The sequence below is a fragment of the Gammaproteobacteria bacterium genome (genome assembly GCA_011375345.1).
Taxonomy (GTDB): domain Bacteria; phylum Pseudomonadota; class Gammaproteobacteria; order DRLM01; family DRLM01; genus DRLM01.
The window spans coordinates 1-12636 of the sequence record DRLM01000095.1 but is presented as its reverse complement, the minus strand read 5'-3'; the positions used below and the strand labels follow the sequence as shown (position 1 = coordinate 12636).

The following is a 12636-nucleotide window of genomic DNA, read 5'->3' as shown; positions in this document are numbered from 1 at the left end:
CATCGGAGTTTTCCTTGGGGTTCAATGGCTTGTGTGCACTTCCATTTTACCCCATCGAAAGCTCCGATTCTTTAGCTACCACACCCTTTCTCCCTCATTTTCAACACCTTAAAGCGCTCCTCGCAAAAAAATGGGGAGACGTCAGTGCCTTGCAGACAGCATTGCACCGCCTTGGAACGGGCCGCCTACATGGCCTGGCTGACGGCCCCTCCGGCATGAGAACGGATCAGCATTTCGCTGACGGCGGCATGGGGCAGAGGCTTGCTGAAATAGTAGCCCTGGATGATATCGCACTGATGGTTGCGCAAAAAGTCCAGTTGCGCCTGCTCTTCCACACCCTCCGCCACCACCGTCAAACGCAGGGTGTGAGCCATGGCGATGATGGCGACGGTGATGGCCGAGTCTTCCTGATCGTCCGGAATGTCACGCACAAAGGAGCGGTCCACTTTCACCGCGTCCAGCGGGAACCGCTTCAAATGGGACAGGGAAGAATAGCCGGTGCCAAAATCGTCGATGGCCAGCGTCACCCCCATGGCTTTGAGGGCAGTGAGTGTATCCACCGCGAGGCTGACATCGTGCATGATGATGCCTTCGGTGAGTTCCAGCTCCAGGGCCGTGGGGGGAAGACCGGTGTCGGCCAGAATGCGCTCAACGGTGTTGACCAGATCGCCGTGGTGAAACTGTCGATGGGACACGTTCACCGCCACCCGCAAGGGGCCATGGCCCGCATCCAGCCAGCGTTTGGTCTCGCGGCAGGCGGTTTCCAGCACCCAGTTGCTGAGCGGCACAATCAGTCCCGTTTCTTCGGCCAGCGGAATAAAACTCATGGGCGAGACGGCGCCTTTCTCCGGGTGCTGCCAGCGCAGCAGGGCCTCGATGCCCACAATGCGGTGAGTAAGGGCATCCACCTGCGGCTGGTAGTGGAGCTGGAAGTCCCGTTGCTCCCAGGCCTGGCGCAGGGCGATTTCCAGATCCAGACCTTCCGCGACCCGCGCGTTCATGCTGGGGGAATAGCAGCGATAAGTGTTCTTGCCCTGGTCTTTGGCCTGGTAAAGGGCGGTATCGGCGTTGCGCAGCAGGGCAATGGCGTCCGCACCGTCGTCGGGAAACACACTGATGCCCATGCTGCCGGTCACCACCAGTTCCCGGCCACCAACGGCAAAGGGCGTGGACAGGGCCTCAATCAGCTTGTGGGTTACTTTAATCGCGTCGTTGCGGTCTGCCAAATCGGTGAACAACAGAGCGAACTCATCCCCGCCGAAACGCGCCACGGTATCCCCCCCGCGCACTTTTTGGCTGAGCCGCTGGGAGACTTCCTGAATGAGCTGATCCCCCGCTTCGTGACCGAAAGTGTCGTTGATCATCTTGAAACGGTCCAGATCCAACAGCAACACCGCCACATGCCGCTGGTGCCAGGGCGCGCGGCTCAGGCCTTGTTGCAGGCGGTCGGTAAACAGGGTGCGGTTGGGCAGGCCGGTGAGCAGATCGTGGGTGGCGATGTAGAGAAGGTTTTCTTCCGACTCCTTGCGCTGGGAAATATCCCGCAACAGGTACAAATACCCCGTCGCCCGCTTGCCCCGGCGCCTGAGCGGCGCCCGTGACACTGACACGGGAATGAAATTCCCCTCCAGGGTGCGCACCAGCACCTCGTGGTCCCGCAGCAAGACCGAATCGGGCACTTCCACATCGCCGATGACCGATTGCACGGGCTTGCCGAACAATTCGTTTTGGGGGTAGCCGAGCATAGCGGAAGCGGCGGGATTGGTGCGGCGGATTATACCCCGGGCGTCCGTCACCATCATGGCATCGGTCATGGAGGCGATGATATCGTCCAGGAATTCCTTGGTGGTGATCAACGTGCCGGTGGTTTTTTGCAGGCGCGTGACCATGGTGTTGAAGGACTCCCCCAACTCCGCCAGCTCACCCACACAACCGAGGTCCACCGGCCCGTCCCACCTGCCGTCGGCGATGTGGCGGGTGGCTTCCCTCAGCCGGGCGATGGGCCGGACGATGGAACGGGCCATCAGGCCACCGATCAGCAAGGCCACGCTGCCCAGCAGCAGCGCGGTAAAAATCAAGGCCTCGTGAGAATCCTGCAGTGCCTCCCGCGCCCGCCATTCCACCTGGTGCAAGTCGCGGCTGGCCTGCGTGGCGGCTTCATCAATACGGGCGAAGAGGGCGGTCTCCAGGGCGGCCAGCTGTTCTTCAGCGTTCAAGATCTCCGCGGGCCGGGCCTCGGCCAGCTTGAGGGAAATAACCTCGGTGGCACCGTGATACACCAGCGTGCCCGACTCCTCAATCCGGTCCGCCACTGGCGGCACGGTTCCGGCCGCCTCGGCGGCCAGGGATTTGTAATCGCTCAGGGCGGACTCGAAAGCCTGACGCTGAGCAGCCAGCATGTCGGCAACAGAAGTGACCGTCCCTTCCGCCGAACGCAGCATCATCAGGTCATCATGGGCCCGGGCGGCCAGGCGCACGCTGGCCAGGCGCAGCAGATTCAGCCGCTCCATCAAAGGCAGGGTCTGCTCCGTAGTTTGCCGGAACGCGGCCCGCACCTTGTCTGTGGTGTAGTAGGCGTACAGAGCCCCGGCGCCGACCACGCACAGCAACAAGGCGTGACCCAGCACCAATCGTTGTCCAATACCAAGCGAGGTCTTGATAACGAGGGCTCCCCACAGCAGAAAAACAGGCCGCACAGCCGCCACCGCGGTCGCCGGACTTGCTTTACTTAACGTCCCGCCCGGGCAGATATTTAACGGCTGTGCAGTGCCCGCATCCCGCCGGGGGGACGGTAAAAACCCCGCCCGTTTGTGTAAGTCACCTCTGCCACCGGGACCCGGTCCGCGACCGGCCCCTGATCCCCTAAAGTGTTGAACTGTCCACCGAGGCGGAGTAGCTCCAGTGAGCCGAACAGCTACGTTTCCACCAGACCCGCAAACGAGCTCAGCCGTTGGTCTTCGAATTTGATTTCGGGAATGCGATGGGTTTTGCGATGAATGCCAGCTTTGCTACACTCCATACAGACGGTCTCCGTTGGTGTTATGGGTTGTTTTGACGACTCCAATTCCCAACTCAGGGACCGTTTTTTTGTGCTCGCAAGTCATCTTGCGCGCATTTTTCCGCTATTTTCCGGACTTCACTTGTTGGTGAGGTCCAACAACAACCGCGTGGCAGGTCGTTCAAACCTCATATGACCCGTTTCCTTTGAAGACAGACTCGGATTTTATGCAACTGTCGGGTAAATCCTGGTTCGCGTCCCGTTCCAACCCGGATGGCTGCAGCGTCACTGTGCGCCGCCGGGACCCTTCGACCCGCTCGCGGCTCACCGTTGACACCGTGGGCGGCCAGAATCGGGAACCGCGCGGCCACGAGCTGGCCCGGTTTTTCAAAGATCTTCCGGGACAACAATAAATGGACACACTGCTGACCCATCCCCTGCTTCAAGACCCCGCATTCCAATCCGGTATCGCCCCCCTGCTCACCGCCCTGGCGGCGGGCCTGCTGCTCAAGCGCGCCCCCTGGTATTGGGCCGGCATCACGCTCGTTGGCGGTTTTGCAGTCACCGTCGCGCTGACCGTGGGTTTCCAGTTCTCACCGCTGAGCAGCACCCGCAAGATTATTCTGCTGGGCTTCGGCGCGGCGGCGGTGGGGCTGGCGCTCGATCTGTATCCCTACGGCCGCCGCTGGCTGCCTGCGGTATTGTTTGCCGCCGGCGCGGGAGCGGCGCTGTGGATGCTGTGGCCGGTGTTGCAGCGGCGCGGGGGATCAGCGTTTTGGATGCTGGCCCTCACTGCCCCGCTGTATGCCGGCTGGTGCGCCGCAGCGTTCGAAGGCTTGCGCGGGCAAGCCACGCGCCTGGCCAGTGGCGCGGCTGCACTGGCTCTGGGCACGGGGCTTTGCGCGCTGTTTGGGGCCTCTGCCCTGCTGGGTCAGCTGGGCCTGGGGCTGGGGGCTGCCGCCGGGGGGCTGTGGCTCATCAGCGTGTTGGGGCGCGAGGCCCGCCTGGGGTCCGTGGCGGCCTTGAGTGCAGGCCTGCTTTGCGGTCTGCTGGGGGTTGCCGCTACGGTGTTCGCCAAAGTGCCCTGGTACAGTCTGGCGGTGCTGGCGCTGGTGCCGGCGCTGGTACGCGTGCCGCTGCCGCTGTGGCTGCCGCGGCTGGCGCAGGGGTTCGCTGTTTTCCTGCCGGCCGCCGTCGCGGCCGCCGCGGCCGTGCTCCTCACCTGGCAGACGGCGGGGGCGCCACCTTTGTGACTTCAACCAAAAAGGAGTTTGACCATGCGTATTGCTTTGTTGTTTGCGGCTTCCCTGCTGCCCTTGTCGCTCATGGCGGCAGAAGAGTCCTACACCATCGACCCCTTCCACACCTTTCCTAATTTCCGCATCAACCACCTGGGTTTTTCCACCATGTACGGCCGCTTCGGTAAAACCGGAGGCAGGCTGACTTTGGACCGGGAAACGGGCACGGGCTCCGTGGCAATCACCATCGACGCCGCCTCGGTCAACACAGGCATGAAAAAACGCGACGATCATTTACGTTCGCCGGATTTCCTCAACGTGGTGGAGTTTCCGGAGATTACGTTTAAATCCACCGGCGCCCGGCTCAACCAGGATGGCACCGGCACCGTCGACGGCCGGCTCACCATCACCGGGGTGAGCAAGCCCGTAAGCCTGAGGGTGACTCACTGGCATTGCGGCATTCATCCCATGGATCCCAAAAAACAAAAATTTGTCTGCGGCTTTGACGCCGCCACCACTATCAAACGTTCGGATTTCGGTGTCAGCTTCGCCCTGCCGGCCATCGGTGATGAAATGGACCTCTTTTTGGAAGTGGAAGCAGTGCGGGACTGATAAAGCCGCTTCCGGGGCGCGACCCGGACCGGCCCCGGCCCGGGTCGCCTGTCTTTGCGTCCGGTCGCTGCAACGGCCTCCAGGCTTTCCGGACCGCGCCAAGCCACCCAACGCGGCTTGGAACGTTTGCGCGCTTTTCACTGTTTGCCCTGATCGGTTAAGCTTCGCGGGGGGACGTCTTTCCCTGTGGCCGGACAAGAACAATCCTGTGATCGCGCAGCAAAGCCCACAATCCGCCCGCACCGCTCATGGTGCGCTGCTGCTGCTCAGTGCCACCGTGCTTGCGGCGGGCGCGTTGGTGTATGTGCTCGCCCGTCCTGCCGGCAGCGCCGCCTTTGTGCCTGCGGGCTGGAGCCTGGAACTGTTTGCCGCGCCGCCCTGGCTGAGTGGCCAGCTGCCCAGCTTCGCCCACGCCTTCGCTCTGCCGCTGCTTACCGCCGCCACCCTGGCGCTGCACCACCGCCGTGCTTTGCTGGCCGCCTGCGGCGTTTGGGCCGGGATCAACATCCTGTTTGAGCTGGGCCAGCATCCGGCCGCTGCCGCGCTTTTGGAACCGTATCTGCGCCACGTCGACCACCGTCTCGCCCACGCTGCCGCCGCGTATTTTTCCCACGGCACCTTCGATGGGTGGGACATCATTGCCGTCATCGCCGGGGCCGGGGGGGCCTATGGGGTGATGGGCGTTTTCATGAGGGGGAGGAACAACAGGTGAACCATAATAAACGGCTATTGCTGCGCGCCGCCTGCGGCGTACCCGTGGCGGCTTTCGGCCTGCTCAGCATCGTGGCCAGCGGGGTGGACAGTTCAAGCTCACCGGATGCCTCCCTGGTCCCGGCTTCCACCAGCGGTGCGGTCAATTATGAGCGTGCTTACGGCCTTGTGCTTCTCAATGCTCTGGATACGCTGGATTTGGTGCTGAATGCCACCATCGCCCTGAAACACAACCTGGAATTGCCGGGTTTTGCCATGGACGCTGCGTTCCTGCGCCCCGAATTTTGTGATGCCGGCCTGGCGCTGCTGGCGCCCATTGACACTGACGGGAACCTGCAGCCCAGCGCCCAGGATGCCTTCGACATCAACTATGATCTGGACAAACGCTGCGACGTGAATGGGGTCAAGGGCACGCTCACCCGGGTGGGCAAAGTCACCGCCACCCTGTCGACCACGCCCACATCGGAGCGCCTCAATGCCAGCCTGCAGGCCACGGTGAGGCACAAGACCCTGCCGGATGCCCAGGGCAACAGCCGCGAAGTGTCCACCACAACGGGCAAACTCAATGTGAGCTACCAGGCCGTCAGCGGCGCACCGGGCGTTTACACCGCAACAGTGAGCGGCAACGGGGTGCGTGTCACCGACGGCACCTTTGAGGTGGTGCTGGACGGGGTGGATTTCGCCGTTACTCATGATTCCAAAGCGACTGATGACCGCGGCGATGACAGCCTGTCAGTGTCCGACGGTGGCGACCCCGGCAGCCGTGTCCTGTCCGCCCGCACAGACAGCAACACAACCACCGCGTTCGGCACCCTCACCGGTGACATAGACAAGGCGCTGGACAGCCAGGGCCGGCACCTGCTGCCGACGTCGGGCCGTTTTACAATGAGCCACTTCAATACCCCCCAATATTGCGTGGAGGGCACCCTTTCCGGTGGCAGTGACCCACAGAATCCGTCGGTCATCTTGAACGTGGACGAGCTGTGCGACGGCAGCGTGGAACAAACCCTGACAACGACCTGGGACAATCTGACCGGCGCTTCCTGAGGTGTGCGCCGATACCTTTCCAAAGACACCGTTTCGCGGTACAGGGAAGTACCCCGGCGGCAAGCCAATAACCGGGCCACCATAATATTTTTCCTTGAATAACAATTAGTTTTTGTTCTTTCGGAACCGGGGCGCCGCCGCGCCCGGTCTTTCCTGCCCGCCTGTTCACGGCCGGGTTTTTCCCTCCTCAGGCCATGCCGTGCTGTCCCGTCCAAGGGTGAAATTTGCTCAAATTTCTCCGCCATGCCCTGGGCAAGAACACGCTCTGGCGACAGGCTGCATCCCGAGCAGAGACCCAAGGAAAGGCACAAAATTTGCTTATCAACCGTGAGCAGCTGTTATACGGACGTAACACCCGCCAAATAAAGCCGCCTGGGATTGCGCTTTTGCTCACTGCGCCACAAAGGCATCCCCTGTTTTTCGAGAGGGCAATAACTATGGGTGAACAGTCATCTGTCGATCGTTTTCGGCTCCTGCCCGTCATGGCCCTGAGCCTGATGTTGAGTGCCTGCGGTGGCGGCGGCAGCGCCCCCGCCGGGGATAGCGGAGACGGCTCCCAAGATACCGCGGAACAATCGCAACAAAACCCCTCCGACCCGTCTTCGGGTTCCGGCTCGCAAATCAGCGATGGCGGAGGCGGCCCCACCCCGGCGGTCGGTGATACGGGCGTGGATTCGGGCGCGGGAACGGGCCCGGTCGGTGATACGGGCAACAGCGGCAACGGAAACAGCGGCAGCGGAAACAGTGGCGGGGAATCCGCCAGCCCTGCCAGCTCTGCAACAGTATCGGCCGCAGTGGCAGGGGGCGGCAGCACCGCGTCCACCGGGCAGGGTGTGCTCGTCGGGCTGGCCGAGTTGCTGGGTGATCCCGGCTTCCCCTGGGAAAAAGACGTCCCTCTTCCCACCTCTGCGTTCTGCGATACCGGCAGCGCCACCATCACCTGGTCTGACAACGGTGACGACCGCCCCGGTGCCGGCGATGATTTCACGCTGGGCTACGGTGCGGGCGAGTGCGAAAGCAGCGGTTTCCGCCGCAGCGGCACCATGGCGCTGACCCTGGATGTGCACACCCCCCGGGAGCTGGCCGTCACCGCCACCATTGACCACGCGGTTTACACCGATATGGCCAGCGGCGATGTTGTCAGCGGCACGGGGGTGCTCAGCGCCACCATGACTTCGGACGAAGACCAGCCCAATGTGGTGCGCTTCACCGTCGCGGGAGAGGATGTGGACACCACAGTGAACGGCGTGCTGACCCACTATCAGCTGGTGGATTTGTATTTCACCCTTGACACCCGGGGCACGCTTGAGAGCAGCGACGATATCCGCACCATCGCCGATCGTCCCGCCGATGCCGATGCCATCATGCTGGTGGTCACCGCTCCCGACGGCACGGCCAGCACCATCGAGGTGCCCGACAGCGACCCCCTGGTGTACGTGGGCGGTGACACCACCCCCCGTGACGGGGTGTTCGTCCGCCGCCTGGGCGAGGGGGCGGGCAGCTTCTGCCAGCGCAGCGAGTACCACGGGGATGATCCGGAAAACATCGTGCTGACGATGACAGCGGATGCGGAATGTGACGGGCGGATTGAGCTGACATATTCGGTAAACCTGTAACACGGCTTTACACCGGCAGGCCCGGCGGGGCTTATTGGCCCGGCAGTTACATTGTCGGGTTGCGCGGCACAGGGGGTGCCGTCATTGGCGCCAGGCCATGGGAGCCCGCGCAATACCCGCCATGCCGCCAAGCAAACGGCGGGCGGATTTCGCGGCTGGCCATCAAACGGGTCAGGACGGCCCGTTAGATGGCCGGGTCAACAGCTGCCGCGGCGGTGGGCCGCGGTGGTCAGGGCGGCGAACTGTGCCAGGCTCAACACCTCCGGGCGCCAGGCAGGTTCCACGCCGACCGCTGCGATGTCATCTGCCGATAACCATTGCTTCAAACTGTTCCTCAGTGTTTTGCGCCGCTGCTTGAACGCTTGTTCCACCAAGGCCGCAAACAGGGATTCGTCATCCACCGTGACCGCAGGCCGGCTGTGGGGGATCAGGTGCACCATCGCCGAGTCCACCTTAGGAGGCGGGCGGAAGGCGCCGGGACTCACGCCAAACAGGGTTTCCACTGCACAACGCCACTGCACCATCACGCTCAAGCGGCCGTAGTCTTTGCTGCCCGGAGCGGCCGCCATGCGCCCGGCCACTTCTTTTTGCACCATGAAAAGCATGTCGTGAATGGACGTTGCCTGGGACAGCAGATGGAAAATCAGCGGGGTCGAGATATTGTAGGGCAGATTACCCACCACCCTGAGCGGCCCGGTCCCGGCGAGGCGGGAAAAATCGAACGCCAGCACATCTTCGTTGTGCACCCGCAACACCCCGCGCCCGGCGCAAGCCACCTGCAGGGGGGCGATCACATCCCGGTCCAGCTCCACCACGTCCAACTGCCCCACCGCCTCCAGCAGCGGCGCGGTCAGGGCGCCCAGGCCGGGGCCTATCTCCAGCAGGCGCTCACCGGGGCGGGGGTTGATGGCCTGGATGATGCGCTGAATAATCCAGGGGTCATGGAGAAAATGCTGGCCGAAGCGTTTGCGGGGGCGATGGCCGGCCATGTCAGCGGCCGCCTGAGCGGCAAAGGGAAATCGCCAGCTCCAGGGCCGCCCGCAAACTGCCCGGCTCGGCCCGGCCGCCGCCGGCCAGGTCCAGGGCCGTGCCATGGTCCACCGAGGTGCGGATGACGGGCAGGCCCAGGGTGACGTTGACAGCGCGGCCGAAGCCTTTGAATTTCAGCACCGGCAGGCCCTGGTCGTGGTACATGGCCAGCACCGCATCGGCGCTGTCCAGATACTTCGGAATGAACAGGGTGTCCGCCGGCAGCGGCCCCACCAGATCCATTCCGGCGGCCCGCAGTGCTGCCAGCACGGGTTTGACGACATCTTCATCTTCCCGGCCCAGATGGCCGTCTTCCCCCGCGTGAGGATTGAGGCCGCATACCAAGATGCGGGGCGCAGGGAGACCGAAGCGCCTCTGGAGGTCACCATGCAACACGTCCAGCACCGCCCGCAGGCGCGCTGGAGTGATCGCGTCCGGCACCTCCCTCAGGGGCAGGTGGGTGGTGGCCAGGGCCACGCGCAAGCCCCCGGTGAGCAACATCATCACCACCTGGGAGGCACCGCACAGCCCGGCAAGGTATTCTGTGTGGCCGCTGAAGGGGATGCCCGCGGCGTTGATAACTCCTTTGTGCACGGGACCGGTGACCAAAGCATGGAAGGTGCCGTCCAGACAGGCCGAGGTGGCAGTGCGGAGAGTTTGGAGCACATAGCCCGCATTGGCAGGGTCCAACCGGCCCGCCGTCACCGGCGCCTCCAGGGCCAGAGGCAGGACTTTGAGGGTTCCGGGCCGGTGGGGGCGGGGCGGGGCGTCCGGCGCCACAGTTTCCAGGGTCACAGGCAAGCCCAGCAGCCGGGCCCGCGCCGCCAGCAAAACCGGGTCCGCGACCACGGCCCAGTCGGCCTCGCTGGGACTGAGGGCCAGCTGCAGGCACAGATCAGGACCGATGCCGGCGGGCTCGCCGGCGGTGACCATCACGCGGGGAACGGGACAAGGGACAGACACGGACATGCGGGGCAATCATATCAGCTTGCACCGCATTTTGGTTTTTTATGGCAAGAACCGGGACTGGGACATCCCGGGGGCCACCCCCTCCCTGCGTTTAAGTGACTGAGTGCATCTGTTGCTCAGTGCAGCATTTTGTTGACGGCGTTGAGCAGGCGCTCCTGGGTAAACGGTTTCAGCAACCAGCCGTTGGCCCCGAGACTCCGAACCTTTTTCTTCTTGTAGTCATTCTGGTCGGTGGTCACCATGACGATGGGGACATGCTCATAGCCGGCCAGACGGCGCAGCTTGGCGACCAGGCTGACGCCGCTCATGTTGGGCATATGAACGTCGGACAACACCAGGTCCACGGTGTTGTGACGCGCGATGTCCATGGCTTCCACCCCGTCGGCCGCTGACAACACATCGTGTCCCTGTTCGGTCAGTACCGCTTTCACCAGATCCCGGATCATCTTGGAATCATCCACCGCCAGTATCCTTGCCATAAGGCCTCCGCCCGTTTCTCGCTGCCATCATGACCGACAGGGTCGTGAGCATATCGGGCGCAGCGCCGCCGCGCTTTAGCGAAAAAACAAGGGAGCTATGACGGCGCGCTGTCCAGGCGGTTTTCCACATAGGCCTCATCACGTAAACGGTGCAGCCACGCCTCGGTGGCCTCCTCCACTTTGCGCTCCAGGATTTGCCGGCGCGCTTGCTGGCGGATGAACCGGTCTGTGTCATCAATGCGGCGCCGTTGCTCCACCTGGACGATGTGCCAGCCGAAATTGGTCTGAAACGGCGGGCTGATCTCTCCCTCGGCGATGCGGTTCATCGCCGCCTCGAAGGGGGGCACCAGGTCTCCGGGTTTCACCCAGCCCAAAGAACCGTCCTCGGCGGCGGACTTGGGGTCTTGTGAATACTCCCTGGCCAGGGCGCCGAAATCCTCCCCCGCCAGAATGCGTTCCCGCAAACGGCTGAGTTCCATTTCGACTTCTGCTTCCGGGTGCAGCTCGCTGGGGCGGATCAGGATATGCCGCGCCAGCGTCTGGGTGACCAGGTGCCGCTCGCTGGTGCGGCGGTCCAGCAGCTTGATGATGTGATAGCCGCTGGGGCTGCGGATGGGGTCGCTGATATCGCCCGGGGCCATGCGGTCCAGGGGTTCTACGAACAGGCTGGGAATTTCCGCCGCCTTGCGCCAGCCCAGGTCACCGCCTTCCAGTGCCTGCCGGCCGTCGGAGCGGGTGATGGCCATGCGCTCGAAATCGGCGCCGGCGCGCAGTCCGGCCACCACGGCCTCGGCCTTTGCGCGGGCGGCGCGCAAGGTGTCGGCATCGGCGGTTTCCGGCACGGCGATGAGGATGTGGCCCAGGTGGTATTCTTCGTTCCCTTTGCCCTGGGCCCGCTGGTTGGCGAGGAAGGTGTCGATTTCCTGCTCGGTGACCGTGGTCCGGTCCCGCACCTGGCGCTGACGCAAACGGTTGGTGATCAGTTCCTTGCGGATGTCTTCCCGGAACTGGGCGAAGTCGAAACCGTCTTCCTCCAGCACTTCGCGGAAGCGGGCCAGGGTCAGATTGTTTTGGGCGGCAATCTGCTTGAGCGCCCGGTTCAGCATCACATCGTCCACGCGGATGCCGACCTTGGCCGCCAGCTGCAACTCAAGGCTGGCGATGATCATGCGCTCCAGCACCTGGCGTTTGAGAATGGCGTCCGGCGGCATGGGCGTGCGGCGATCCATGAGTTGCTGACGAATGATCCTCACCCGCTCTTCCAACTCAGTGCGGGTGATGACATCGTCGTTCACCACGGCCACGATGCGCTCCAGGGTGAAGCGGGTGGCGGCACTGGAAGAGGGGGAAAACAAACCGAGGGTCACCGCGGCGGCGAACAGGGGCATCAAAAAGCGCATAAAGACGGGTCTCTGCAATAAATCAGGGCGAACGGTAACCAAGAATACCACGTTCCAAAATGCTCTCTATGGAGTTGCCGATGGTGCCCAGCCCCTTCAGCTCCAGTTGCAAATAGAGGGAGCGGTTGCTGTCCCGCTCATCATCGGGCCCGCCGCTGGTCCCCACCAAATAGCGCCGGCTGGTTACGCGCACCACCCAGCAACAGCTTTCGTATTGAATCCCGGCCAAGGTTTCCAGGGGCCGGTGGTCATGCAGCGAGTAGTTCCAGCGGCCGACGATTTGCCAATGGCGCCGCAGCGGCCACAGCACGGAGACATCGGTTTGCAGCAGCGAGTTCCGGCGAAAGCGGTAGGCGGCGTTGAAGATGCGTTTGGGTCCGTTTTGGTAGTGGAACTGCAAACTGGCCCGCTCGGTGCGATCGATTTCTGGGCTCCACTGCAGGTCGGCCCTGAGGTACCAGGATTTGGCGGGACGGATGTCCAACTCGCCGATGTAGTCCGAGGCGCGGCGGGTTTCCGGGAGGGTGCCACTGAGTT

General features: G+C 63.3%; 11 protein-coding genes. 5 read left to right on the top strand and 6 right to left on the bottom strand.

Translation table 11 applies throughout. From position 1 onward, the window contains the following. Positions 1–185: 185 nt before the first annotated feature. Positions 186–2630, bottom strand: a complete 2445-nt coding sequence (locus ENJ19_07240) for an EAL domain-containing protein (protein HHM05522.1) — start codon at positions 2628–2630, stop codon at positions 186–188. A gap of 781 nt (positions 2631–3411) precedes the next feature. Here ENJ19_07240 and ENJ19_07235 point away from each other — a divergent pair. The 5 genes from ENJ19_07235 (at position 3412) to ENJ19_07215 (ending at position 8222) form a co-directional block, all read left to right on the top strand. Continuing rightward, complete coding sequence (locus tag ENJ19_07235) at positions 3412–4251, top strand: hypothetical protein (protein HHM05521.1); 840 nt, start codon at positions 3412–3414, stop codon at positions 4249–4251. A gap of 18 nt (positions 4252–4269) precedes the next feature. Then, positions 4270–4848, top strand: a complete 579-nt coding sequence (locus ENJ19_07230; GenBank protein ID HHM05520.1) for a polyisoprenoid-binding protein — start codon at positions 4270–4272, stop codon at positions 4846–4848. 208 nt (positions 4849–5056) lie between these two features. Next, positions 5057–5560, top strand: coding sequence for a hypothetical protein (locus ENJ19_07225; protein ID HHM05519.1), 504 nt, complete (start codon positions 5057–5059; stop codon positions 5558–5560). Then, complete coding sequence (locus ENJ19_07220) at positions 5557–6606, top strand: hypothetical protein (GenBank protein HHM05518.1); 1050 nt, start codon at positions 5557–5559, stop codon at positions 6604–6606. The genes ENJ19_07225 and ENJ19_07220 overlap by 4 nt, the downstream gene beginning before the upstream one ends. 437 nt (positions 6607–7043) lie before the next feature. After that, positions 7044–8222 (top strand): hypothetical protein, encoded by a 1179-nt coding sequence (locus ENJ19_07215; GenBank protein ID HHM05517.1) that lies wholly within the window; start codon positions 7044–7046, stop codon positions 8220–8222. Positions 8223–8419: 197 nt separating this feature from the next. Here ENJ19_07215 and rsmA read toward each other — a convergent pair whose 3' ends face one another. The 5 genes from rsmA to ENJ19_07190 all read right to left on the bottom strand — a co-directional run. Beyond that, entirely contained in the window at positions 8420–9211 is a 792-nt protein-coding gene (rsmA, locus tag ENJ19_07210; GenBank protein ID HHM05516.1) for a 16S rRNA (adenine(1518)-N(6)/adenine(1519)-N(6))-dimethyltransferase RsmA, read from the bottom strand. 1 nt (position 9212) lies between these two features. Continuing rightward, the gene (gene pdxA, locus ENJ19_07205; protein HHM05515.1) at positions 9213–10220 is read right to left on the bottom strand and encodes a 4-hydroxythreonine-4-phosphate dehydrogenase PdxA; all 1008 of its coding nucleotides are present in this window, start codon (positions 10218–10220) and stop codon (positions 9213–9215) included. 116 nt (positions 10221–10336) lie between these two features. Continuing rightward, complete coding sequence (locus ENJ19_07200) at positions 10337–10699, bottom strand: response regulator (protein ID HHM05514.1); 363 nt, start codon at positions 10697–10699, stop codon at positions 10337–10339. A 95-nt stretch (positions 10700–10794) separates the two neighbouring features. After that, positions 10795–12087 carry a molecular chaperone SurA gene (locus tag ENJ19_07195; protein ID HHM05513.1) on the bottom strand — a complete coding sequence of 431 codons (1293 nt, stop codon included), beginning with the start codon at positions 12085–12087 and terminating at the stop codon, positions 10795–10797. 34 nt (positions 12088–12121) lie between these two features. Next, positions 12122–12636, bottom strand: a 515-nt coding sequence (locus ENJ19_07190) for an LPS-assembly protein LptD (GenBank protein HHM05512.1), incomplete at its 5' end; no start/stop codon positions are given.